Genomic DNA, 24,288 nt, shown 5'->3' with positions numbered 1-24,288 from the left:
GTGCTACAGCGAATATAGGAATAAGTCTTTAAAAAACACAAAATCAAGAAAAAATCCCCTGTAAAAACCACGCCTTGGAAGTCAGATCCTGAAAGACCCAGTAGAGCCCGCCGTTTTCGCCTTTCGCCATATAGTAATTCCGCCCGTGATGGCCGTGTTGCCACCAGTTACCATCGATCCGCTCGGGGCCCTGCAGCAGGTGCAACTCTCCGCGGTAAAACAGCTTGTGGCCGCGGTGCACTAATGGGCTGGGACGGGGCAGCAGCCAGTTGGGGCGGGGGGATGACAAGGCGGAGGTGGGGGGCGCTTTTGCGCGCAACTGCCAGGCAGGGGCGGTATGCCGGCGCGCTGCCAGGCCCGCTCGGGCAGGTCGCCGTCCTTCAAGGCAATCGTGGACAGGGCCTGGTGACCCAGGCGGGCTTTGAGTTTGTCCAGCAGCGCCTGGCCGCCTTTATCAAGCAGTGCTTCTGTTTCCCGTGCCAGGGGCTCTGGCTGGCTGCACACCAGGCGCAGTGTGCGCACCGGGTGGGCGGGCGCTGCCTTTGTCAGTTGCAGCCTGGTTAATGTCAACAGGCGCTGGGGTGCCAGCGGAGCGCGGGGAAAGCACGGGTGGCGCTGCAGTGACTCGCACACTGCTCTGAGCAGGCGGCTGGCAGGAAACGGCAATTGCTCGCGGTTTTCCAGCGGTGTGCGAAGACCCAGCACACTATGGCACCGGGCAGAGGGGTGATCGCCGTAGGCCGAATAATGCCGGCTGCCGTTTAGACGGGTGAGATACTCCACAAAGGAGCGGCCAAAGCGGGAATTCAGCTCGGACAGGGGCATGGTGCGTAACTGATGCACCCGCCGGATACCACAGGCATGGAGTTGGGTAATGGTGCGATGGTCGCAGTCGAGGAGTTTACTCGGGGCGCTATCGATCCACTGTTGCCGCTGTTGCGGGCTGGGCGCGCTATGGGTGTGTGTCAGCCACCGCCGATGCGATGGCAACTGGCTGAGCAGGCGTGCGGCACTGGGGTTGTGGCCGAGGCCCATGAGCCCGTTGAGGTTCATCTGTTCCAGTGCCTGTTGCACTTGATCCAGCAGGACCCTGAGTCCGCCACAGGTTTTCAGGCAGCCACTTAAATCCAGCAGCAGGCAGGCCGGGCGGCAGCCCCACTGGGCCAGTTGCGCCAACTGCTGCTGCTCCTGTGCCCGGTCCCGTTGCAGCAGCGGAAGACTGCTAGTGCGCGCGCAGATGGTGGCGCTACTGAGCCCCACGGCCACAACGCCCTCAGCGGCGGGGTGGATGCGGGCAACAATCCGCTGCTGTTCGCCCACCGCCAGAGCCCCGCTCTGTTCCCCCTTTGTGGGGATGGGATTGCGGGCTTCCAGGGGCAGTGTGGGCAATTGAATACAGAGCCAGAGCATGACAGCGCCCGCGTTGTTGCCAGCTCAGTGCAACGACTGGGCCGGCCCCGCCGGGTGGGCGGCGCGGGCCAAATACAGGCGCTGGCCACTGGCAGCACCGGGTTGTTGCAGCTGTTCCAGGACCAGCCGCTCGCCGTCGCTGTGCAGTTGCAGGCGCAGCCCGGCAGGGGAGGGGCTGAGCGATTCAGTGTGGGGGCGGAAATGAAAGTGCAGGCAGTTTCCACTGCGGGCGGCCAGTTGCAGGCGCTGCAGGTGTTTGACCGTGAAGGTGTGGTGGCCCTGCCAGCTGACCAGGGCCGCGCAACTGCCGGAGCAGAGGGATTGCTCGATCGCCCAGCGGGTGTCTTGCGGCCCGCGGGGGTGCACCAGCCACAGTTTGTCCAGCGCAATGCCGCTGCGGGCAAGGGCGGGGGCAAAAGGGGTCCAGGGCGGGTTGACCAGCAGTACCTGTTCACCGCGTCGGGTCAGCCGGGCGAGGGTGGGCAGCAGCAGGGAGAATTCACCAATCCCGGCTTCCCCCGGCAGCAGTTCGGTGCTAGTACCGAGGGGCCAGCCGCACTGCGGGAGCAGGGCATCCAGGCTGGCGTAGCCGGTCGGGACAGCGGTGCGTTCGCGCACATTAGTTGTCAGAGGGCTATCCCCGTCCATGGCTCGGTATGCCGGCTGGCTGTTCAGGTTGCAGCCCTGCTGTAGAGTGATTGCGCTGTCCAAGTTTCCCTCCTCAATCCCGGCCCCCGTCCCAATGCAGGAGGTGGGTTGTGTTTTTATACAGTAGTACTGTGAATTTATACAGTAATACTGTGAATTTATACAATAATCGTCGATTGGCCGCAAGTGCCGGCAGGGTGGATCACCACTTTTTTGCCCAGAGCAAACCCGCTATGATTCCGCCTCCTTTACCGATTGCGGATGCTTCTATCTAAGGGGGTGCAGTGAGTATCAAGTCCGACAAGTGGATTCGCCGGATGGCCGAGCAGTACGGCATGATCGCGCCTTTTGAGGGGGGGCAGGTGCGCCAGGGAAAGGCGGGCGAGCGGCTGATCTCCTACGGAACCTCCAGTTACGGCTACGATGTGCGCTGTGCGGGGGAGTTCAAGATCTTTACCAATGTGCACTCCGCCACGGTGGACCCGAAGACCTTTGACGAAAACAGTTTTGTGGATGTGGAGGGGGATCACTGCGTGATCCCGCCAAACTCTTTCGCACTGGCACGCACGGTGGAATATTTCCGTATCCCGCGCTCGGTGCTCACCATCTGCCTGGGCAAGTCCACCTACGCCCGCTGCGGTATCATTGTCAATGTGACCCCGCTGGAGCCGGAGTGGGAGGGGCATGTCACCCTGGAATTTTCCAACACCACCAACCTGCCGGCCAAGATCTACGCCAACGAGGGTGTGGCGCAGATGTTGTTCTTCGAGTCCGACGAAGTGTGTGACGTTTCCTACGCAGACCGCGGCGGCAAGTACCAGGGCCAGCGGGGCGTTACCCTGCCGCGCACCTGAGGCCCGGCTCTACCGGGTTCAGGGTCCGCGATGCGGTCGCCTGCCCAGCGGGGCCCGGCGCACCTGCCGGCCCCCGGCCATTTCAACCTAATAGCGGTAGTAACGGCCGCGATAGCGGTAGTAATCCCTGCGCTTTCTCTCGCGGTCGTACAGGTAGCCGGCGCCGGCGCCGATCACAGCACCTGCAGCGGTACCTCCGGGGCGCCCGCCGCTGATCAGCGCGCCCGTTACGGCACCGATGCCGACCCCGGTACCGATACGGCGGTCCGTATCGCTCACATTGGCACAGCCCTGGCCCCCGAGGCCCGCAGCCAATACCGCGGCCAGGCTGAGATGTTTGATCACTTTGCGTCGCATAGACACCTCTGGCATAAGTTGATTGAGGGTTATGGTGTCGGCGGATAGGGCCGAACAATGTCGCAGCCAGTGTAGGGTGGGGCCGTTGCAGCAACAAATTGTGCTCAATCCAGGGCCTGTTGGAGTACAAAATACGAGCCGGGCAGAGGAGGGTTCACGGCCGCCCGATACCAGCGGGTTGATGAAATTGGGAATAGGGATGTGGCGAGACTATTATTCAACTGCCGAGGCGTGCTTTGCGGAGCAAAGCCCAATAAAAAGCGGGCCGTAATGGAGACTGGACTAACCCGGAAATACGCCCACAGCGGGTGACCACTGGTCTGAATGATTTCAGCGAGGTGACAGCGGGAGTAGAGCCAGTCAGCTTAAAGAGGGAGCGGTCGAAATGAATTCGGCCGCAAATTATTTTTTACCGGATGATTTGATCCCTGCACTGAATTTCCCCGTCCCATTTTCGGCACTGCTGCCTTACGGCGGGTCTGTGCCCACCGTACCCTAATGCAGGCCGCGCACTCAGTGGTCCCTGGTGTACACCTTTTCCCCTTCCACCCAGGTTTCCAGCACCTGCGCGCGCCAGATTGCCTGTGGGTCTATGGCAAAAATATCCCGATCCAGAAGGATAAAGTCGGCAAATTTCCCCGGCGTGAGGTTGCCGATCACCATTTCCTGGTGGCTCGCATAGGCGGCGTCCAGGGTGAAGGCGCGCAGGGCCTGTTCGAGGCTCATGGCCTCCGCCGCGCGCCAGCCCCGCTCGGGTGCGCCCTGGCGGTCGCGGCGGGTGACCGCGGCGTGCAGGCCGAAGAGCGGATTGGCCGGCTCCACCGGAAAGTCCGAACCGGCGGCAATGGGGGTGCCCTGCTTCAGCAGGGTCTGCCAGGCATAGGCCCCGGTCAGGCGCGCCTCGCCGAGGCGCGCGCCGGCCATATTTTTATCGCTGGTGGCGTGGGTGGGCTGCATGGAGGCGATCAGGTTGAGGCGCTGGAAACGGGGGATATCCTTCACCTGGAGGACCTGGGCATGCTCTACGCGGTGGCGGTGGTCTTTCTGGCTGCTGGCCTTGTGCAGGGTTTCCAGGTGGTTCAGCACGATATGGTTGGCGCGGTCGCCAATGGCGTGCACATTGATCTGAAACTGGTTATCGCTGGCAAGTTTTAGCAGCGATAGCATCTCTGCTTCCGGGTAGAGCAGCAGCCCTTTCTCCTGCGGGCGGTCGTGGTAGGGTTCCAGCAGCGCGGCACCGCGGCTGCCGAGGGCGCCATCGGCGGATAGTTTGATACTGCGCATATAGAGCCGCTCGGAGGGACTGCCGATATGCCCGGCACGCAGAAGTTTGGCGTAGTTGTGGCTGTTAACCGAGAGCATGGGGTACATCCGCAGGGGGATCGCGTTTTCCCGCGCGAGTTCCCGGTAGGCCTGCAGGGTCTGCTCGTTAATGCCGGCATCGTGCACGCTGGTCAGTCCCACAGCCAGCGCCTGCGCAAATGCATCCTGCAGGGATTTTTTATCCTGGGCCAGGGTGGGTTTGGGGATCACCCGCTGCAACAGGCCCATGGCATTGTCGATCAGTATGCCGGTGGGTTCGCCGCTGGCATCGCGCAGGATTTCCCCGCCCTCCGGAGCCGCGGTATGCCGGTCGATACCGGCGAGGCGCAGGGTCTTGGAGTTGGCCCAGCCCGCATGGCCGTCGACGCGTCGCAGCCAGATGGGATGGTCGATGTCCAGGGTATCCAGTTGTGTGCGGGTGGGAAATTGTTTGCCGGGCCAGGTGACCTGGTTCCAGCCGCGCCCGAGCAGCCACTCGCCGGGTGCCAGCTGTTTGGCATACTGCTTGATGGATACCCGGGCGCTGTCGAGCGATTGGTCGCGCAAATCCAGCATCCGGTTCAACTGACCGAGCCCCAGCATATGCCCGTGGGCGTCGATGAGCCCGGGCAACAGGGTTTTGCCCCCCGCATCGATTTTCTGTGCCTGGGGATACTGCCGGTTGAGCTGCTGAAAATCACCGCTTGCCAGCACCTTGCCGCGGTCAAAGGCCAGGGCGTTGAAGCGGACCAGGGCCCTGTCCGTTGTCTGGTACCCGGAAACGTTGTGTATCAGCGTGGTGGCCTGGGCACCCATGGAAGCGGCGGCCACCAGTGCGGCTGCCAGTGTGCGGAGAATCTGCATGGTGATTTGCCTTTCTGTTGGTCTTTTTGTGCGTATTGTATCTGTTTCATGGGCTGTGTGCCGCCTCTGTCCTCGGCACAGGGGCGCGCGGGTTTTTCCGGGCTCGCCGGCTCCCACAGGAGGGCTTTGAAAACTTGCTGACCAACAAATAAAAAAGGCCGCATGGGGGCGGCCGAAAGAGACTGAATAAAACGTGGGAGGGGTAATTAAAAAGTGTACCGGAGCGATGCGGAGAAGGTGCGCCCCGGCGCGGCATTGACCGACAGATCGCTGACCGCGTCGCGGCCCGCCACATTCAAATAGGGCACATAGTATTTGTCGAACAGGTTGTTGACCGCCAGATTCACAGACAATTGATCCAACAGCTGGTAGCCCATCACCCAGTCCACGGTGCCAAAGCCGGCGGTTTCCGTCTCGTTGTCATTGACCAGGTGCATGCGGTTTGCCCAGCGCAGCAGCAATTGGCTGGAGAGCCTGGTGCCGCTGTAGCTGGCCCCGACCACCCCGGAGAGCGGGCTGATACTGGTGAGGTAATCGCCGGTAGCGTCGTCCTTGCCGTGCTGGTAGCTGGCGTTGGCAAACAACTCGATGGCCGCAGACAGGGACCAGCTGGCAGCGAGTTCCACCCCCTTGATAGTGACGGACTCGATGTTCTGGTACTGGTACTGATCCAGGTCGTGGGAGAAATTGCCTGCGTCGTCGAATATCCGCTCACTGTGGACCAGGGCGGCCTGCAGGAAATCGTCGTACTTTGTATAGAAAGCAGCGCTGCTGAAGGTCAGGGAGCCCCAGTGCCCGCGCAAGCCCAGTTCGAAGGTATCGCTGGTTTCCGGTGCCAGGTCATCGGCGGGCAGTATCTGGTAAATGTAGTCCGAGAAGCGCTGCTCATGCTCGATATAGGCCAGATCGTAAGCCGGCACCCTGAACCCCTGGCCGTACTGGGCAAAGGCGGACAGGTGCGTATTGATTCTGTACAGGGCGCCGAGGTTGAGGGAGAGGTTACTTTCCTCAATGGTGGTGTAGGGGGTGCCGTCCGATTTCAGGGCACCACCGGGATCCATGTCGTACCAGTCGTACCGGAGTCCCGGCGTGATCGTAAGCCGGTCGGCGGCAAGGGTCATCTCGTCGTTCAGGAACAGGCCGGCACGGCTTACCTCGTTTTGCGGGAATTTATCCGTGGTCAAATCCCGGGTGGTAGTCGTTTCCACTTCCCGGTACTGGTGAACGGTGCGGCGGCTCTCGGTGCGCTCCAGGTCCAGGCCGTAGCCCAGGGTATGGGTGTCGTTGAGGGTGATGCTGGCATTGGACAGCAGGCCGAGGGTATCCTGGCGGTAGAGACCGGTTTCCCACATGTCGCGGATTTCGAATACGCCGAATTGGGGCGCATTGATATCCAGGCGTGCATACTGCTCGTCTTCCTGCTCTGACTCGTTGCGGTACAGGCTGATGTTCAACTGGTCGTAGACGCCAGTGGGGGTTGCACTGTGATAGCGCAGCTGATACGCGCGGGTTTCCCTGTTGGAGACAGTGTGTTCCTCAACGATGTTGTAGCCGAAACTGGCTAAGTGACGGAAGTTACTCAACAGACCATTGGCACGCCCACCCTCGGTTTCCTGCTGCCAGTGGTCGATACTGAAGCCGATAAAATCCTCGCCGCCCAGATTGTACCTGGCCTTGTACAGCAGACTTTCGGATTCAATCTGGAAGGGGATCCGGGTCTCATGGTAATTTTGCTGTTCCTCGCCGTCGCGGTAAGCCATCTGCAGCAGCTGTTCAAAATTGCCCGCGCGATGGGCCAGGGTGGGGGAGAGATGTGTCTGGTGGGTAATGCCGGTGTAACCGGTTTTCAGGGTGCCGCCGAACTGCGCCCCATCCTCCAGGTAGTCGCTGGCGTCCTTGGTGACAAAGACCACAATGCCCGCCAGGGCATCGGAGCCATACAGGGAGGATGCGGCGCCCTTGGCCACTTCCACCTGTTTCAGGGTGTCCACCTCAATAAAGCCGCGGCCCACAATATCGTTCAGGCCATTTGCGCCATAGCCCTCATTGACCCGCATACCGTCCTTGATAATCAGCACGCGGTCTCCGCCCATACCGCGCACCAGGATATTCTGCGCACCGCCCACCACTCCGGTGACGTCGACGCCCGGCTCGTATTGAAACAGCTGGTTCATATCGTTGAGCTGCAGCTGTTCGATTTCATCACTGGTTACCACGGAAATACTGCCGGTAACGTCTTTCAGCGGTTTTTCCGCGCGGCCGCTGACAACAATCAGCTCCAGGTCATCGGCGGAGGGAGCGGGCGCAGTCTCTGCAAAGAGGTTGGAGGAGGAAGCCAGGCCCAGAAAGGCCGCTGCGAGTGGGCGAAGTTGCATGGTGTTGTCCTTGCGTTGTTTTTGCGCTTGCCAGGGTGGTGCGCCGGCACAGTGTCCACCGCGTTGGCCCGGTGTCAGCCCGGTCCCCAACAGGCCTTCCGTGACCTGTTGGGGGCCGCTCCCGAACTCTGCGCAACTGCGAGGAATCACTGGTGTTTCGGGGCCCGTGCCGGCGGCAAGCCGGCAGCGGCAGCTCCCTGTGCCGCAGCAACCCCGCGACCTTTTTGGTTGCCGGGTTACCGGAAGCGGATTATAGGGAGTGGACAACAAATGTAAAGCTAAATGATAATCAATTTTAATTAGATTAAATTTGACCCTACCGAATTGTTCGGGTACTTTTCGCGGCCTTTGCTACACAACGACAACAGCCGGGCTGGGGAGGCTTGCGGTGATTATTGCGACGATTGAAAACCTGATGGCGAATGTGGCCGATGTGCTGATGACCCCGGTGCTGCTCATGATCCTGGCCATGTTTGTCTATGCCCTCTACGCCGCGGGGCGCTTTGTTGCCCTGTGGCTGCTGCGCCGCCGCAACACCGTTGCCTATCGGCTGGCACTGAGACAGGGGCGGGCCGAGTGGCTGCCTGGGTACCAGGTGCATAACTACTTTGTGCGTCACCCCACGGCCTGTGAGGACGAACTGGAGGTGTTCGCATTGAAGAAACTGGAAACGCTGCGTATGGCCACCCGCATCGCCCCCATGCTGGGATTGATTGCCACCATGATCCCCATGGGACCGGCGCTGCGTGCCCTGGCCGATGGCAATATCCAGGGCATCAGCGAAAACCTGATCATTGCCTTTGCCGCGGTGATCTGGGGGCTGGTGATTGCCACACTCACCTTCTGGCCCGCCTCGGTGAAAAAGCGCTGGTTTGCCGCTGAGCTGATCAATATCCGCAAGTTGAAGGAGTTGGCCTGATGCGCTTTCTGGATGAAGATGAAGAACTCAATCCAATTCTGAGTGCGGTCAACCTGATTGATGTCTTCCTGGTGATCATCGCTGCACTCCTGATCGCCATCGCGCAAAACCCTCTCAATGTTTTTTCCAGTGAAAAGGTCACGGTAATCAAGAATGCCGGCGAACCCAATATGGAAGTGATCGTAAAAGATGGCCGGGAGATCCGGCAGTACAAGTCCAGCGGTGAAATTGGTTCAGGCGAGGGCACTCGTGCGGGGGTTGCCTACCAGATGGCCGATGGCAGCCTGGTGTATGTACCGGAAGAAAAGGAAGCGCCTTCACTCAACAAAGCTGCAGGGGGTAAATAGCCATGCTGAAGAACTATAGTCTGCGCCTGGCAGGTATGGCTCTGATCGCTCTTTGTGCTTTGACGGTAGAGGCCGGCGATACACCCAGTGTATTGCTGATGATGTCCAGTCACACTGCCAAAGCCAAGGGAGACCTGTTAACTGATCTGGCCGCGGACCAGCCGTTTACCCTGGAGATTTTTAACAGCAAGGGGAAGAGTGAAGAACAAATAGCACAGGCCTGGGCCTCCTCAAGCCTGGTGATGCTCGATGGTATCAATCCGCCGCTGTCGCAGTTTATGTTTGGAAAATTCCAGCCAATGCTGGCTCAATATCCCAAAGTGCCGGTGATTTCCCTCGGGGATGCGGATAACGAATCCATGAATCAGGGACTGTCCGCCAGGCAGCACAAGGCCATCGCTGCATACTTCAACAATGCCGGGCGTCAGAATTACCGGCACTTGTTGCAGTTTCTTTCCGCTGAGGTCTTCGCTCTCTCCGAGCTTGCTGTGGCGGATCCCATCACAGTGCCGAAAGTGGGGTTCTATCATCCACGCCTGCCACAGCTGGTGACCGATAATGAAGAGAATTTCTTTAAGTGGTTGCAGGCCTCCGGTGAGCAACCGGTCATTGCCCTGGCTATTCACCGCTCGGTGGTGGATTACGAACAGCAGCAGGTAGTCGATGCCCTTCTGAGTGGCCTGGAGGGAAAAGGGGCAAGAGCCTTTGGGTTTTTCTTTGAGGGTGAGGACTTGCCACTTGCTTACCCGGACCTGTTGCAGGATGAAGCGGGGCAAACCCGTATCGACCTGATGATCAACTATCGCTCCCTGCATTATGTGAGTAAGCGCCGCGCAGAGTTCGAGAAACTGGGGGTGCCGGTTATTCACGCTTTGAATTACACAGAGGGTAGCGAAGCGGATTACCTCGCCGATAACAGTGGTGTGTCCCCGTCATTAACGCCCTTCTTTCTGGTGATGCCCGAGGATACCGGCAGTATTGACCCGGTCATCATCGCCGCCAGCGAAGGTGGCAATAAGGTGGTGATGGCAGACCCACTCAATGCGTTGGTGGAGCGCGCCTGGAGCCAGGCCTCACTGGGATATAAACCGAATGCCCGGAAAAAAGTCGCCACCTTTATCTGGAATTATCCCCCGGGGGAAAAGAATATTGGTGCGGCCTTTCTCGATGTACCCTCATCCATAGAATCAATCGCCAGGGCCATGGCGGAGCGCGGCTATCAAATAGACCAGCGGGATTCCAATACCCTGATCGACTGGGCTGGCCAGTTGCTGCGCCCTTATTATCGCCGCGAAGACAGTGCCGCGCTGATTGACAAGGGCCTGGCAGACTGGATGCCACTTTCCACCTATGTCGACTGGTTCAATACTCTGCCATCCGCGGTGCGCGATCCCATTGTGACGCGCTGGGGCAAGCCGGAAGACAGTGCCATGCTGGCAGAGCACAAGGGTGAGCGGGCGTTTGTGATTCCGCGCATGACGCTGGGCAACCTGATTGTCCTGCCCCAGGGCGTGCGGGCGGAGAATGCCAAGGATCATTCATCCCTGTATCACGATATGAAAACCCCGGTGAACCACGCCTACCTGGCGGTTTATCTCTATGCGCGCGAGACGTTCGGGGCCGATGCCTATATCCACCTGGGTACCCACGGGTCCCAGGAGTGGCTCACCGGCAAGGAGCGCGGGTTGTCCGTCTACGATGCACCCAATCTGGCCCTGGGTAATATCCCGGTGTTCTATCCCTATATTATCGACAATGTGGGCGAGGCCATGCAGGCCAAACGCCGTGGCCGCGCCACCATGATCAGCCACCTGACACCGGGCTTTGCCAAAGCGGGCCTCTATGCAGAAGTGGCAGAGCTTTCCGAGCTGATTGGCAACTACCTGATTTTGGAGGAAGGGCAGACCCGGCTGAATACCCGGGAGCGCATTGTCGCTCTGGCGGAAAAGCTGAATATGCTCAAGGACCTGGAAATCAGCGCTGAAAATTTGCGGGCGGATTTTGATAGCCAGCTCAGTCGCCTGCAGGATCACCTGGGTCAGTTGGCAGAAATGAGCCAGCCCCTCGGCATCCACCGTTTTGGCCAGTTGCCCAAGCCTGAGCATCTTACCAGCACCATGCTGCAAATGCTGGGTGAGGATTTCATTGCAGCTGCCGGGCAATACGAAGTGGAGCAGCAGTTGAGCCTGCCGCAGGAGCAGGTGCTTGATGCACGCAATGTCATGGCGCTGCAAGCCCAGCCGGGCTACCAGCTACTGGATGCCTATCTGGCCGGGCGCAAGCTGCCTGAATTGTCCGAAGAGCTGCAAAACCATCTGCAGCAGGGCCGGATGTACGCGGACAATTTCGCCCATATCGCCGAGCTGCCAAACCTGATGTCTGCACTCGACGGCAAGTATATTCCGGTGAGCCATGGGGGGGACCCCATTCGCAATCCGCAGGCCGTACCCACAGGGCGCAACCTGATCGGGTTCAACCCGGCCAAGGTGCCTTCCAGGGAAGCTTACGCAGCCGGTGTGCACCTGATGGAGCAGACCATTGCCGATTATCGCGAAAAGCACGGCCGATTCCCGAACAAGCTGGCCTTTTCCCTCTGGTCACTGGAAACCATGCGCCATCAGGGGGCACTGGAAGCGCAGATACTGCATGCACTGGGTCTCAGGCCACAATGGAACCAGCAGGGCAATGTGGCCGGGACCGAGGTGATTCCCTACTCAGAGCTGAAGCGCCCGCGAATCGATGTCGTGATCTCTGCAACGGGTCTGTACCGGGATGCCTTCCCCAATGTGATGTTGTGGCTGGCAGAGGCGATCGATAAGGTGGCACAGATGAAGGAGGACAATAACTTTGTCTACCGCCACAGCCAGGCCTTGCAGCAACAGTTACTGGAGGAGGGCAGTTCCGAGGAAGACGCCCGCTATCTTTCCTCAGTGCGGATCTTCTCCAATGAGAGTGGCAATTACGGCACTGGACTGAATGGCGCCAGCCTGGCTTCCGATAGCTGGGAGACGGATGACAAGCTGGCAGACCTGTATCTGCGCCGTATGGGCTTTGCCTACGGCAGGGATGAATCCCGATGGGGTGAGGACCAGCGCAATATCGCGCTGTATGGCAAGGTATTGTCCGGCACCGAAGGGGTGATTTTCTCGCGCTCCACCAATCTCTACGCGATGATGACCAATGACGATCCCTTTCAGTACTTCGGCGGTATGGGGCTTGCGGTGCGCAATCTGGACGGACAAACACCGGAGATGTACGTTGCCAACTTGCGCCGCAAGGACTCGGTGAAAACCCAGACACTGGCGGCGTTTATCAATCAGGAAATGCGCAGCCGTTACTTTCACCCCCGTTGGATTGAAGCTATGCAGGCGTCTGGCTACGCCGGTGCCACGGCCATTCTCGATCGTGTGAATAATATGTGGGGCTGGGAGGTGATGACCCCGGAAACCATCCGCGATGACCAGTGGCAGGAGATGTTTGAAGTCTATGTGGATGACAAATACCAGATGGAGATGCGCGCGTTTTTTGAAACGCACAATGCCGAAGCCCTGGCGCAGATGCTGGAGCGGATGCTGGAGGCGGTGCGCAAGGGCTACTGGCCCGCAGATGCGCAAACCCTGAAAAAAATGCTGGAGACCTATACGGAGCTGGCGAACCGGCATGATATTGCGACGGACAATGAAACATTCACCGAGTATGTCAATACCCAGGCGCTCGGCTTTGGCCTGACTCCCCTGTTGAACGGACAGGCACCCGACCCTGTCTCTGCCAGTACGGCTGCAACTTCAGAAGTCAGCGGCCAGAAGCTGGAACAGGTTGAAAAGCCCAGTTCCCAGAACAACCCCCACGCGCTGGTGTGGTTGTTGCTTCTGGGCATAGTGTTCATTGGTTTTGGCAGTAGCTTTTTTGAATCTCTTATGCACTCCCGCTATCGCCGCACGGCCTCGGCGCTGTGAGTGCATTACCCGATTTCCCATCCAGCCCACTGCCGGCTTAATACAGCACAAAAAGAGCCGCCGGCAGTGTGCGGGCGGTTTTCCCGAAGACTATTGCGCTCCTCCCACCCTGTGCCGCAGCCCACAAAACCACAGGGAAGTTCACCGGTTTTTCAGCTTTGTGAAGCTTCTGTGAAGCATTCCCTAAATTTTTTTTGCGTGAAAATTACCATTAAGCGTCTCAGTTAAGTATCTGCTGCTGCGGTGGGTTCAGTCTTGACACGGCAGTGTTTTTGGTACAGGCCACTGGCTGGTTCTTTAAGCAGTATTTTGCGTTATTTTTACGAGAAAAAGATTGTGAAAAAAATAATTCCTCTCGTTGCCCTCCTCCTGGCTGGGGGTTACTTCTTCTGGGTGAAAAGTCAATCCGATACCCACGGGCCCACTGCGCAGCAACGCGCGCCCGTGGCCCCTTTGGATAAGACATTGCCTGAAAACAATTCTGCAGAAAAAACGACACCAACTTCCGTTAGTGACGAACCTGTAGAAAGTGTCGAAGATGTCGAAAAGAATTTATGGACAGAATCGGAGCTGGCACGGCAAGTGCTGCAGGAATCCGGCCGCTTACCGGTTGATCTGAATGGGGAAACCTACCTGGAAATTGATGTGGCAACCTTGAGGAACCTGGCGATCGGGGATTACCTGGATATCACTTTGCCGGGGGTGGGAGGCAGCTATGACGCCCAGGTGGGGGATATTGAGGAACATGCCAGTGGCAATAAAAGCCTGCAAATGAACTTTCCCGGTTTGACCCGCCTGCATGGGGCTACCTTTACCCTCGGGAAGGATACCGTGTACGCACAACTGAATTTGCCTTCGGGCTCTTACACGCTGGAAGCCCAGGGTGGCTATGCGTGGATCGCCCCCAACGGTGCACTGATTCAAAATCACGTAGAGAAACATGATCAGGATCTGTCATCGGAAGCGCCCCGTGAGAAATCGTTTGGGGAACAGGACTTACCTCTGAATGATTTTGACTAGGGCAAGAATTGGTCCGGGGTGATTGGCTTCGGATTGATCATCGGGCAAGGGAGGGATCGGTGTAAATCCTGCGGATACCGGAAGTTTATCTTCACAGGCGATTAAACGGGATGGATGCGCGTTTTATCGAGTCAGGGTATGAAAAAGTGTATCGCACATATACTGACCGACAACCGGCAGTGCCCTGTCGGTTGTGGGGATTAGGGTATGCACGAGTAATAATAATGGGAGTTTATAATGGATTTCAAAAAAAGCCTGGCAGTGGCTATTGCGGCCTTGACTGTTTCCAGTGTCGCAACGGCAGACACGGTTGACATTGCTATTATGTACACTGCGCCTGCGGCGCAGCATACCGGTGATATCTCTGCAAAAATCGACAACTATATCAGTTATGCGAATAACTCTTACCGAAGAAATGGTGTGGATATCCAGCTTCGTCTGGTGGATTCCTGGCGTGCCACCAGTTCGGATTTGCGGGTGAATGAAGACACCCTGGACTTGATTACCTTCCACAGAACCGTCAATAACTGGCGCGCATCGGAAAATGCCGACATGGTGGTTATGCTGGGCAAGGCGGAGGAGCAGGTGATTGGCGGCAGCACCTATATCACTTGTGGTATCGCCTGGGTTGGCCAGGGTGCGAACGGCAGAATGTATACGAGTGCCCGTGATCGCGCCTACAGCGTTACCGGGGTCGACTGCGGTTACAACACTTTCGTGCATGAGCTTGGCCACAATATGGGGCTGACACATTCCACCAAGCAGGGGGATACCACAGGCGGAGTTTACTCCTACGGTCTGGGACACGGTGTTGACAACCGGTTCTCCACGATCATGGCGTATCCCTGGCGGTACGGTGCCAATGTCACCCAGTATGACTGGTTCTCCGACCCGGACTGGAATGAGTGTGGCGGCCTGCCGTGCGGCGAGCGCAGAAATGGTGTGGACATTTCCAACGCCTATCGGGCCCTTGGTCCGATCGTGGATGACATTGCATCCTATTATTAAGGCAACGGGCTGGGCCTACTGGAAAGTTAGGGGAAAATAGAACCGCAGGCCCCGCTGGCGGGCACCACTATTGATCCGGTTAACCAGTAGGTTGTGGCATCAAGGCGGCACAGGGAGGTGGCGTCACTGCACCGGCTGGGGAAGGCGTTGAAAACCAAGCAGCGATACAAGTCGCAAACCGGCTCTGAAATGTCAAGCCGCCGGGTTACCGGAGTGAAAAAAGCCAATGCTGAGGGGATAGCGCCAAAATATCCCGTCGCTGGCTCTGACTGCGCCGATAAGGATAAACACAATATTGAGCAGGGCCAGTACCAGCAGTCCCAACAGGCCTATACCGATCAATATTAAAATGGTGCAGGCAATAGAGTAGAGAAACAGGCTCAGCATCCAGTTGAAAATCATTTTTCCGTGCCTGTCGACTTCTGTACAGTGGTCCCTGGTTGTCGCCCACATAATAACGGGTAGTACAAATCCTGCGCCGGGGATAATGATCCAGGCCAATTGACTCAAATGCAGCAGCATTAAAAAGGTGTTTCTTTTTAAGCCCCAGGGTTTGTATTCTTCCATTACCGGTCACTCCCGATTTTTTTGTTGGCAAAAGGGTTTGCAGAGAGGCCCGCTGCCCACCAGTTGCAGGCTCTCCTGGATGTTCGCCCCTGTCATCGCTGTGCCGCGGGTACGGCGTTGTCCGCTTGCCGGATCAACATACAGGGCTCGCTTGGCTCTCTGTCACTGCCCCCGATTCTCCAGCAACTGGTCCAGCGGCAGTTCGGTGTGATAGCGCACCTGCTTGAGGGAGAAACTGCTCTTGATATGGTCAATGCCCGGCAACTCGGTGAGTTTTTGATCGAGGAACTCCTGGTAGGCCTGCAGGTTGGGTACCACAACACGCAGCAGGTAGTCGAAATCGCCGGTCATCAGGTAGCACTCCATGACTTCCGGCCATTGACCGATTACGGATTCGAAATCCTGCAGCTCCTTTTTCACCTGGTGATTCAGGGTGACCTGAATAAATACGCTCACCGGCAGGCCCACTTTCTCCGGTTCAAGCAGAGTGACAGCGCGTTTGATAAAGCCCTGCTCGTGCAGATTTTTTACCCGCCGCGAGCAGGGGGAGGGCGAGAGGCAAACCTTCTCTGCCAGTTCAATATTTGCAATGGTGGCGTCCCGTTGCAGAATTTCCAGGATCTTTTTATCGATGGCATCCAGTAAATAGGCCATGGTTTTTTCCCGTATGTCAAGGTTCTGAATCCCCACCGGCGTTTTTGCTGCATCCGTTCGATCAAACTCGCCAGTGCCAGCAGGCGATGTGCCGTTGGGCAGGCTGTAGGTGCATGCCGGATTATCCCCCCCTGTCGGGGCATCGCTGTTAAAAGGGTCTCTGTTTGTGCCCTGCCTGGGTTTTACCCAGGTTCCACCGGCACCTTTCCGCGCTTTTGGTACCTCTGCCAGGTGAGCCCGGGCCCTGCCTTCCGGCAGCGTGCTGCAGTGAGGGCTCTTAAATGTTATATCCCTCAAAACCCCGCAATCTGGGTGATTTGTTGCCACCAGCGGGCACCCTTTAGCGATTTATGGCCGTATTATGCCTTAGCTGGGTTTATTTTGGTATGACCTGCCTGGTCGGGCGATGGTAATTTTAACCGCTATTCACACAGGCCTGAATCGGTGTTGCAGGCACTGGCGGCGTCCGCCGGCCGCTGCCGGCGAGCGAGAAGAGCAAAAACGAATCAATAGGTGGTACCCATGGCAATGGTTGAAGGCGATCAGGAGCTGGGCTTTGATACAGCGTATTCCCTCAAAGCCGCATTCACCCGTGAATCCGGCCGGGTCTTTTTAACGGGTATCGACGCCCTGGTTCGCCTGCCCCTGATGCAAAAACGGTTGGATGAACAGGCGGGCCTCAACACCGCCGGCTTTATCTCCGGCTATCGCGGATCGCCACTGGGCGGCTATGATCAGGCGCTGTGGCGCCACAAAAAGCTGCTTGCCGGGCGGGATATCCACTTTGAGCCGGGCATCAACGAAGATTTGGGGGCCACCAATATCTGGGGTACCCAACTGCTCGACCACTATCGCCAGCAGGCCACCCGCGACGGGGTCTTTGCGATCTGGTATGGCAAGGGCCACGGGGTGGACCGCAGCGCAGATGTGTTCCGCCAGGCCAATATTCAGGGCACCTCGAAGTGCGGTGGGGTCCTGGCCCTGTGCGGTGATGACCACACTGCGGAATCCTCCATGTTTTCCCACAACACCGACCAGATTTTCGAGTCGGTAATGATGCCGCTGCTGTTTCCCGCCACTATTGAAGAGTACCTGAGCCTCGGTCTCGCCGGTATCGCCCTGTCGCGCTTCTCCGGCCTGTGGGTGGGTTTTAAGACGGTCACCGAGACGGTAGAGGCCGGGGCCTCCCTGGTTGTGCCCGAGTTACCGCAGTTTGCGCTGCCCGCTGACTTCCCCCTTCCGGCCCACGGCCTCAATTACGATCCCACCCTCAACTGGCCGGCGCAGCGCCTGGAATACGAACGCCGGCTGCTGGAAGAGCGGCTGCCGGCGGCGCAGGCGTTCGCCTATGCCAACCGCCTGGACAAGGTCACCTGTGAAGCCCGGCGCAAGCGCTTTGGCATTGTGACCGTGGGCAAGGCCCACGGCGATTTGCTCGAGGCCCTGCAGTTGCTCAACCTGGATGAGTCCGACCTGCGCGAGGCCGGCATCTCCATTTACAAGGTGGCCATGTCCTGGCCACTGGAACCCAGGGGCATAGGCGCATTTGCCGAGGATATGGAGCGGCTGCTGGTGGTGGAGGAGAAGCGCCCGCTGGTGGAGGACCAATTGAAGGCGCAGTTGTACGACTGGGATGACACCCGCCGCCCGAAGGTGGTTGGCAAGAGAGACCTGAACGGAGAGGACCTGTTGCCGGCAGCCTGGGGCTTTGGACCAGATCAGGTAGCCAAGGCCATTGCGCGCTGGCTCGCGGATACCGAACTGGCAGCGAAACTGATTCCACTGGCGCAAAAGCTCGGTGGCAATGTGCCGGAACAGGCCCCGGGCCTGTTGGTGCGGGAGCCGATCTTCTGCGCTGGCTGCCCCCACAATACCTCCACCCGGCTGCCCGAAGGCAGCCTCGGCAGCGCCGGCATCGGCTGCCATATTATGGCGCTGGGCAAGGGCCTGCGCACCGACACCTACGCCCATATGGGCGGCGAGGGTGCGCAATGGGTGGGGCTGCACCGCTTCACCCGCACCGGGCATATTTTCCAGAATATGGGCGACGGCACCTACAATCACTCCGGCCTGCTGGCTATCCGCCAGGCAGTGGCCAGCGGCGTGAATATCACCTACAAGATCCTGCTCAACGATGCCGTGGCCATGACCGGTGGCCAGCCCGCCGATGGCGAAGTGAGCGCGCCCAGCCTGTCGGCGCAGTTGCTGGCCGAAGGGGTGGGCACAGTAGTGCTGCTCAGCGAGCACCCGGAGCACTGGCACAAGCACCGCAGTGAGCTGCCGGCGCAGGTGCAGATCCTGCCCCGCTCGGCATTGGATAGCGTGCAGCGCCGCCTGCGCGAGATCTCCGGTGTGACCGCAATTATCTACGAGCAGGTGTGCGCGGCGGAAAAGCGCCGCCGCCGCAGGAAACAGCAACTGGCCGACCCGGCGCAACGGCTATTGATCAACCAGCGGGTGTGTGAGGGCTGCGGGGACTGCAGTGTGCAGTCCAGCTGCATCGCCGTGGAGCCCCTGGAAACCCCCTACGGGCGCAAGCGCCAGATCAACCAGTCCAGCTGTAACAAGGACCTGCGCTGTGCCGATGGTTTTTGCCCGAGCTTTGTCACTGTCGAGGGCGGTACATTGAAAAAACCACCGCTGGAGCGCCTGGCGGAATCCCTGGATGCGGCCATTGCCACCTTGCCCGCTGTGCCTGTCGCTGCACTGGACCGGCCCCTGGGTATCCTGGTTGCCGGTATCGGCGGCAGCGGTGTGCTCACTGTGGCGGCGCTTCTGGGCATGGCGGCGCATCTGGAAGACAAGGGTAGTACCACGCTCTATTTCACCGGTCTGTCGCAGAAAAACGGTGCAGTGGTGGCCCATGTAAAAGTGGCTGCGCGACCGCAGGATATTACCACTGCGCGTATCCGCGACGGTGCCGCAGAGCTGTTGCTGGGCTGTGATATGGTGACTGCCGCCGGGCAGCGCGCCAAGTTTGCGGCAGGCAAAATGCGCGCACTGGTGAATACTGCCGAAGTGCCGGTGGCGGCCTTTGTGCGCGATAACGACCTGGCCTTCCCGGCGCAGGAAACACGGCAGAGTATCGAGGCCCTATGTGCCCAATACTACGCTTTCGATGCCAATCAAACCGCGCAGGCCCTGTTCGGCGATACCCTGGCCAGCAACCTGATGATCATGGGTTTCGCCTGCCAGCAGGGCCTGCTGCCCATCGGCGAGGCGGCTTTGGAGCGCGCCATCCAGTTGAACGGTGTTGCGGTGGAAAACAACCTGCGCGCCTTTCGCGCAGGGCGCCTGCTGGCGGTGGACCCTAAGTTGGTCAAACAGCTGGCGGTGCCGGCGCAACCGGTGCAACTGGCCGACCCCCAGGAGTCTGTGCAGCAACTGATAGCCCGCCTGGCAAAGGAACTGGGCGAGTACCAGAATGCGGCCTATGCCCGCCAGTTCACCCGGCGTATTGAGTGTCTTCGCCGGGCGGAGCAGGCCCTGCCGAGCGCTGGCACCACCCTCACGCGCACGGCTGCCAACAGTCTGTTCAAGGCCATGGCCTACAAGGATGAGTACGAGGTGGCGCGTCTCTACAGTGGGGAAGCATTCGCTCGCCAGCTGCGCGAGACTTTTAGTGGCAACTTCACCCTCAGATTTCATATGGCGCCGCCGCTACTGGCGCGGGGCGATGTCAATGGCCGCGTGCGCAAAATGCAGTTTGGCCCCTGGATGGGCAGGTTGATGCCGCTGCTTGCGCGGGGCAAGGTGCTGCGCGGGACTTTTCTGGACATGTTCGGCTACACCCGCGAGCGCCGCGCCGAGCGCGCCTGGTCGCGCCAGGTGGCACAGGCGGTGGATAGGGTGGCAGCCCGGCTCTGCCCCGACACGGTGGCCGCAGCGCAGGAACTGCTGGAGATCCCGCTGCAGGTACGGGGATATGGTCACGTGCGCGAACAGCACTTTGCCCGGGTAAAGGCGCGCTGGGCCCACCTGCTTGAGGGGTTCGCCGGTGAAGACAGCGGTCGGGTTTCGGCAGTGTCGCTCTGACCCGGCACGTGCAGGCGTGTCACCCGGGCCGGAAGGGGATCAGCGGATTGAGCAACCAGCCACTGATTCCTGTGACAGCCACCGGCGCGCTCACTGCGGAGAGGCACACACAGGCCTGGTCCTGGGTGGCTATGGGTTTGTGCACCTGGCCCGGCTGACGCAGAATAAAATCCCCCCGCTTGTAGACGCCAAACTGGTCGGAGAAACTGCCGTTTAGCACAAGCGCGAGTTCGTTGCCGCGATGATCGTGTTCGGCCATCTCGCCGCCACTGCACAAGCGATGGAAGGCTACTTCGTAGTGTTTCTGCCCAGTCCTGAGCCGGCATATTTGCAGGGAGCGGGTCACTTTTTCCCAGCGCAGCGGGGGGTTTTGGGCCAGCAGCCTGCCCAGAACCGGGGGGACATCGGCGAGGGCTGCGTCGGGCGGGGAAGGCGGCGGGGTTTCACAATTGCCGGGTATCCCGTCGGGCGCCCGCTCAATGCGCGCCATTACCCGTTCAAAGGCGCCAGCCTGCAAAGGCTGCGCGGGGCTTTGCCTGAGTATCGAACCGCCGAGGCTGTTCAGTGCATGGTACTGGCGGCGACACTCTGCACACAATTGCACATGGGCTGCGATCACCAGGCTGGGGCCTAGCGGCAGGCTCCCTGAGGCATACTCCAGCAGCAGATTTTGATCTGGGTGATGGTGAATCATAGCGTACCTACCTGCTCAATCTGCCCTGGAGTTTTTTCATTGCCAGGCGCACGCGGGATTTGACCGTGCCCAGGGGCAGTTTCAACTCCGCGGAAATCTCACTGTGGGATTTGCCCTCCATATAGGCTTTTTCTAGAATATGGCCCTGTTCCGCCGGCAGGGCTTTCAGGCCTTCGGCAATGTCCCGCTCGTTGCGCTTGTGTTGTAAAGAGAGCAGTGGCTGGCTCTCCAGGGTTTCATCCCAGATATCGGCCACATCGATATCGTCGTCGCGGTTCCTGTGGCGCTGGCTGCGGCGCAGCATATCGATACGGCAGTTGCGCATGATGGTGTAGATCCAGGTGCTGGCAGAGGCTCTGTTGGCATCGAAGCGGGGGGCTTTGTGCCAGACCTTGAGCATCACTTCCTGCACCAGCTCGTCGCCCGCTTCGGTATTGAGATGCGCCGTGGTACGGCTGTGGTGAAACCCCTTGATCAGGGGGGCAAAATGCTGAAATACGCGCTCAAACGCCTGCCGGTCGCGCTTTGTGCCCACAAGCGTAAGGAGGGAAGACCAGTCATTTTCGCGGTCCTGGGGATCTCTCACGGCAGTTTCAGATCGGTTGAGTTTGTATCTCTGCGCCATCTTAACGTTCTTTTCGGTGTTGTCGATCCTTACTACGTATCACCGATGCGAATGGATCCAGCCGGGGCAGTTTTTTATTGGTGCGCGTGTCTGAAAAGTGATCGGGATCGATTGTCGTGTGATGATCCATACTCCCTGTAGGGACGTATCTCACCAGAGTGTGCAAGGCGGAATAAAATGGAAGCAACCATGAGCGGGCAATCGCTGATAAAGGAAGTGCAGAGTTACTACACGGATTTCCTGGTCAAGGATCCGGCGGATCTGGCCGAGATCTACAGTGAGGATGTGGTTTTTTGTGATCCGCTGCGCCGTGTTGAAGGCCTCCCGGCCCTGCAAGCGCACTTTTCGGATATGAGCCGGGGGCTTACCCAGTGCCGTTTTCAGTTTGACAAGGCCTCGATCGACCGAGACAGCGCCTGCCTGCCCTGGTATATGCACTACGCCCATCAGTCCCTGCGCGGGGGGCGCCCGCTGCGCTTGCGTGGCTGCAGTCTGCTGCGATATTCCGATAAGGTGTTTTATCACGAGGATTTTTTTGACCTGGGTGCCATGGCCTATGAACAGATACCGCTTTTGGGCTCGTTGGTGCGCTTTGTCAAGACGCGACTGGGAGGGTGTTGAGTGGTGAAGCAGATTCGCAACAAGACACTGTGGGTGACCGGTGCCAGTTCCGGTATCGGTCGCGCCCTATCGCTGCGGCTTGCCCGCCATGACAATATCGTCATTGCCTCCGGGCGGCGTTACGAGGCCCTGGCCGAGTTGCAAAAGCTCTGCCCCGAGCGTATCCGTGTACTCGATTGCGATGTGGCCGATGACGATGCCATGGCGGCTGTCCCCGAGCGTTTGGAGGCATTGACCGGTCATCTGGATATGGTGGTCGCCTGTGCCGGTACCTGTGAGTACGATGATGATTTGCAGCTCGATGGGCTTAGCTACCGGCGGGTCTTCGATGCCAACTTCTTCGGCGTGGTCAATACCCTGCGCAGCGCCTTGCCACTGCTGGGTGCCAGTCCCGCACCGGTCTTTGCCGCGTTGGGCAGCCTGTCTTCGGTAGTGCCTTTCCCCCGTGCAGAGGCCTATGGCAGCTCCAAGGCCGCGCTGGATTACTTCCTCGGTGCAGTGCGTGCAGACCTCTGCCGCACTGCCTTGAAAGTGGTGCTGATTCGTCCCGGATTTGTGCGCACTCCACTCACTGCGCGCAATGATTTCGCAATGCCTTTTTTAATGAGCGCCGAACAGGCCGCGGAGCGTATCGAACTGGGGCTGTGCAAAGGGCGCAACACCATCGATTTTCCCCGGCGCCTGAGCTGGCCTTTGCGGTTTCTGGGGAGCTGCAAGGCACTTTGGTTCCATCTCTGTGTGCCGAAATTGACAAGAATTCGCACGTTAAGGAAGCACTGATGCGTATCGCCATTGTCGGCAGCGGTATTGCCGGGCTTACGGCGGCCTATCTGCTGAGCCGCAAACATGAGATCACTGTGTTCGAGGCCCGCGAGCGCCTGGGTGGGCACACCGCCACCGTGATGGTGCAGGAGGGGGATCGCGCGCTGGCGATCGATACCGGTTTCATTGTATACAACGACTGGACCTACCCGAACTTTATCCGCCTGCTGGAGACACTGGGTATTCAATCCCAGCCCACGTCCATGGGGTTTAGTGTGCGCTGTGAGCGGGAGGGATTCGAGTATGCGGGCAACAATCTGAATGCGCTGTTCTCCCAGCGTGCCAACCTGCTCAGTGCCGGCCACTGGCGCATGCTGTGGGACATTGTACGCTTCAACCATGGGGCCCTGCGGGACTGGCGCCAGGGGCGCCTGCACGAGGGACTGACTCTGGGGGAATATCTGCCAGCCAACGGCTATTCGGCGGAATTTGCCAATCGCTACCTGGTGCCGATGGGGTCGGCTATCTGGTCTGCCAGCGTGGCGCAGATGCTGGAGTTCTCGGTCAGTTTCTTTGTGCGTTTCTTTTTTAATCACGGCCTGCTCAATGTGTTCCGGCGCCCCCAGTGGCGCGTGGTCAAGGGGGGATCGCGGGAATATATCGGCCCCTTGAGTGCGCCTTTTGCCGACCGTATACGCCTTTCCACGCCGGTAAACTCCGTACTGCGCCGGCCCGGAAGGGTGGATTTGGTCACCGGCGCCGGGGAAAAGGTGTCTTTTGACGGGGTGGTATTTGCCTGTCATTCGGATCAGGCCCTGAGGTGCCTGGGGGATGCCAACGATTCCGAGCGGCAGATCCTCGGCGCCATTCCCTATGCCTGCAATCAGGTGGTTCTGCACACCGATACCTGCTTACTGCCAAAACACCGGCGCAGTTGGTCCAGTTGGAATTATCGCTTGTGCGCAGAGCGGGACCAGTTGCCGGTGCTCACCTATAACATGAATATTCTGCAGGGGCTGAAAACCTGCAAAACTTACTGTGTCAGCCTGAATGCGGGAGCGCGTATCGAGCCGGACAAAGTGCTTGCCCGGTTCGAATATGCCCATCCGCAATTTTCCGTGGCCGGCAGCCGGGCGCAGGCACAGTGGGCGCACATTAACGGGGTGAATCGCACCTGGTTTTGCGGGGCCTACTGGGCCGATGGGTTTCATGAAGACGGGGTGAACAGCGCCCTGCGCGTTGCCGAACAGTTGGGCGTGCGCTGGTGAGG

Annotated in this window: 20 protein-coding genes; 10 read left to right on the top strand and 10 right to left on the bottom strand. The window is 59.0% G+C overall.

The window, feature by feature from the left end:
* Positions 1–43: 43 nt before the first annotated feature.
* Genes M8T91_RS11885 through imuA form a run of 3 tightly spaced genes read right to left on the bottom strand, consistent with a single transcriptional unit; the run spans position 44 to position 2,121 of the window.
* Positions 44–241 (bottom strand): hypothetical protein, encoded by a 198-nt coding sequence (locus tag M8T91_RS11885; RefSeq protein ID WP_301414381.1) that lies wholly within the window; start codon positions 239–241, stop codon positions 44–46.
* Entirely contained in the window at positions 241–1,410 is a 1,170-nt protein-coding gene (locus M8T91_RS11880) for a DNA polymerase Y subunit UmuC family protein (RefSeq protein ID WP_301414380.1), read from the bottom strand. Before M8T91_RS11880 ends, M8T91_RS11885 begins: the two co-directional genes overlap by 1 nt.
* Positions 1,411–1,434: 24 nt before the next feature.
* On the bottom strand, positions 1,435–2,121 hold the full coding sequence (gene imuA, locus M8T91_RS11875; protein WP_301414379.1) for a translesion DNA synthesis-associated protein ImuA: 687 nt from the start codon (positions 2,119–2,121) through the stop codon (positions 1,435–1,437).
* A 221-nt stretch (positions 2,122–2,342) separates the two neighbouring features.
* Between imuA and dcd the strand changes: the two genes are divergently transcribed.
* Positions 2,343–2,912, top strand: coding sequence for a dCTP deaminase (gene dcd / locus M8T91_RS11870; RefSeq protein WP_301414378.1), 570 nt, complete (start codon positions 2,343–2,345; stop codon positions 2,910–2,912).
* Between the two features lie 87 nt (positions 2,913–2,999).
* Here dcd and M8T91_RS11865 read toward each other — a convergent pair whose 3' ends face one another.
* The 3 genes from M8T91_RS11865 to M8T91_RS11855 form a co-directional block, all read right to left on the bottom strand.
* Positions 3,000–3,269, bottom strand: a complete 270-nt coding sequence (locus M8T91_RS11865; RefSeq protein ID WP_301414377.1) for a YMGG-like glycine zipper-containing protein — start codon at positions 3,267–3,269, stop codon at positions 3,000–3,002.
* A gap of 513 nt (positions 3,270–3,782) precedes the next feature.
* A complete protein-coding gene (locus tag M8T91_RS11860; RefSeq protein ID WP_301414376.1) occupies positions 3,783–5,435 on the bottom strand; it encodes an amidohydrolase in 1,653 nt (550 codons plus the stop codon).
* A 206-nt stretch (positions 5,436–5,641) separates the two neighbouring features.
* Positions 5,642–7,960 (bottom strand): TonB-dependent hemoglobin/transferrin/lactoferrin family receptor, encoded by a 2,319-nt coding sequence (locus tag M8T91_RS11855; protein ID WP_301414375.1) that lies wholly within the window; start codon positions 7,958–7,960, stop codon positions 5,642–5,644.
* Between the two features lie 238 nt (positions 7,961–8,198).
* Between M8T91_RS11855 and M8T91_RS11850 the strand changes: the two genes are divergently transcribed.
* From M8T91_RS11850 to M8T91_RS11830, 5 genes are all read left to right on the top strand, one after another.
* Positions 8,199–8,729 carry a MotA/TolQ/ExbB proton channel family protein gene (locus M8T91_RS11850; RefSeq protein WP_301414374.1) on the top strand — a complete coding sequence of 177 codons (531 nt, stop codon included), beginning with the start codon at positions 8,199–8,201 and terminating at the stop codon, positions 8,727–8,729.
* Positions 8,729–9,076, top strand: coding sequence for a DUF2149 domain-containing protein (locus M8T91_RS11845; protein ID WP_301414373.1), 348 nt, complete (start codon positions 8,729–8,731; stop codon positions 9,074–9,076). The genes M8T91_RS11850 and M8T91_RS11845 overlap by 1 nt, the downstream gene beginning before the upstream one ends.
* Positions 9,077–9,078: 2 nt before the next feature.
* Positions 9,079–13,032 carry a cobaltochelatase subunit CobN gene (gene cobN / locus M8T91_RS11840; protein WP_301414372.1) on the top strand — a complete coding sequence of 1,318 codons (3,954 nt, stop codon included), beginning with the start codon at positions 9,079–9,081 and terminating at the stop codon, positions 13,030–13,032.
* 336 nt (positions 13,033–13,368) lie between these two features.
* Positions 13,369–14,052, top strand: coding sequence for a protease inhibitor BamI-like protein (locus M8T91_RS11835; protein WP_301414371.1), 684 nt, complete (start codon positions 13,369–13,371; stop codon positions 14,050–14,052).
* A gap of 237 nt (positions 14,053–14,289) precedes the next feature.
* Entirely contained in the window at positions 14,290–15,060 is a 771-nt protein-coding gene (locus M8T91_RS11830; RefSeq protein ID WP_301414370.1) for a zinc-dependent metalloprotease family protein, read from the top strand.
* Positions 15,061–15,252: 192 nt separating this feature from the next.
* Here the strand turns inward: M8T91_RS11830 and M8T91_RS11825 are convergent, their stop codons facing one another.
* Complete coding sequence (locus tag M8T91_RS11825) at positions 15,253–15,627, bottom strand: DUF4870 domain-containing protein (protein ID WP_301414369.1); 375 nt, start codon at positions 15,625–15,627, stop codon at positions 15,253–15,255.
* Between the two features lie 162 nt (positions 15,628–15,789).
* Positions 15,790–16,578 carry an Lrp/AsnC family transcriptional regulator gene (locus M8T91_RS19045; RefSeq protein WP_301414368.1) on the bottom strand — a complete coding sequence of 263 codons (789 nt, stop codon included), beginning with the start codon at positions 16,576–16,578 and terminating at the stop codon, positions 15,790–15,792.
* A 225-nt stretch (positions 16,579–16,803) separates the two neighbouring features.
* On the opposite strand from M8T91_RS19045, the gene M8T91_RS11815 reads away from it, so the two are divergent.
* A complete protein-coding gene (locus tag M8T91_RS11815) occupies positions 16,804–20,316 on the top strand; it encodes an indolepyruvate ferredoxin oxidoreductase family protein (RefSeq protein ID WP_301414367.1) in 3,513 nt (1,170 codons plus the stop codon).
* 19 nt (positions 20,317–20,335) lie between these two features.
* On the opposite strand, the gene M8T91_RS11810 is transcribed toward M8T91_RS11815, so the two are convergent.
* Positions 20,336–21,010, bottom strand: a complete 675-nt coding sequence (locus tag M8T91_RS11810; RefSeq protein WP_301414366.1) for a ChrR family anti-sigma-E factor — start codon at positions 21,008–21,010, stop codon at positions 20,336–20,338.
* Positions 21,011–21,017: 7 nt separating this feature from the next.
* The gene (locus tag M8T91_RS11805; RefSeq protein ID WP_301414364.1) at positions 21,018–21,635 is read right to left on the bottom strand and encodes a sigma-70 family RNA polymerase sigma factor; all 618 of its coding nucleotides are present in this window, start codon (positions 21,633–21,635) and stop codon (positions 21,018–21,020) included.
* Positions 21,636–21,812: 177 nt separating this feature from the next.
* Here M8T91_RS11805 and M8T91_RS11800 point away from each other — a divergent pair, with 177 nt between their 5' ends.
* The 3 genes from M8T91_RS11800 to M8T91_RS11790 are packed head-to-tail and all read left to right on the top strand — an operon-like array spanning position 21,813 to position 24,286.
* Positions 21,813–22,256 (top strand): nuclear transport factor 2 family protein, encoded by a 444-nt coding sequence (locus M8T91_RS11800; protein WP_301414363.1) that lies wholly within the window; start codon positions 21,813–21,815, stop codon positions 22,254–22,256.
* Positions 22,257–23,036, top strand: a complete 780-nt coding sequence (locus M8T91_RS11795; RefSeq protein ID WP_301414362.1) for an SDR family NAD(P)-dependent oxidoreductase — start codon at positions 22,257–22,259, stop codon at positions 23,034–23,036. It abuts the gene before it with no gap.
* Positions 23,036–24,286 (top strand): NAD(P)/FAD-dependent oxidoreductase, encoded by a 1,251-nt coding sequence (locus M8T91_RS11790; protein WP_301414361.1) that lies wholly within the window; start codon positions 23,036–23,038, stop codon positions 24,284–24,286. Before M8T91_RS11795 ends, M8T91_RS11790 begins: the two co-directional genes overlap by 1 nt.
* Positions 24,287–24,288 lie beyond the last annotated feature (2 nt).

It is taken from the genome of Microbulbifer sp. MI-G, from assembly GCF_030440425.1.
GTDB classification, from domain to species: Bacteria; Pseudomonadota; Gammaproteobacteria; order Pseudomonadales; family Cellvibrionaceae; genus Microbulbifer; species Microbulbifer spongiae.
This window is presented reverse-complemented; position numbering and strand designations above follow the sequence as displayed.